The following is a 575-nucleotide window of genomic DNA, read 5'->3' on the forward strand; positions in this document are numbered from 1 at the left end:
GCGCGCAGGGTCTCGGCCGCGTCGCCGACGAGGTTGACCTCGGTCGGGTAGCGCATCCCGATCATCCGGCCGTCGATGTCGATCTGGATCCCCCTGGCGTCCCCGTACTCCGGCAGGAACTGGCTGTACGGGAAATTGGACCCGACGATCAGCAGCGTGTCGCAGTCGCGCATGAGCTCATAGGAGGGCCGCGTGCCGAGCAGGCCGATGGCGCCGGTGACGTAGGGCAGGTCGTCGGGCAGCACGTCCTTGCCGAGCAGCGCCTTGGCGACGCCGGCGCCGGTGAGCTCGGCGACCTCCATGACCTCGACCGCCGCGGACCGGGCCCCCTGACCGACCAGGATCGCCACCTTCGAGCCCTGGTTGAGGATCTCGGCGGCCTTCGCGATCTCCTCCTCCGGCGCCCGCGTCACCGGCGGCGTGTAGCCGGGTGTGGATGACGGGACGTTCTTGAACGCGTGGGCCGGCGGCGCGTACTCCTCCTCTTGCAGGTCGGAGGGGATGATGATCGCCGTGGGCGCCCGCTCGGCCAGCGCGATCCGCATCGCGCGGTCGATCAGGTTCGGCAGCTGCGC

The 575-nt window shown here is 70.6% G+C and carries 1 pseudogene; it reads right to left on the reverse strand.

Annotation, left to right across the window (positions count from 1 at the left end):
- Nucleotides 1-575 (reverse strand): annotated as a pseudogene (locus ACFFNX_RS27360) (thiamine pyrophosphate-requiring protein); the annotation flags it as partial.

Origin of the sequence: Actinoallomurus acaciae (assembly GCF_042429965.1) — a bacterium.
Lineage (GTDB): Bacteria > Actinomycetota > Actinomycetes > Streptosporangiales > Streptosporangiaceae > Actinoallomurus > Actinoallomurus acaciae.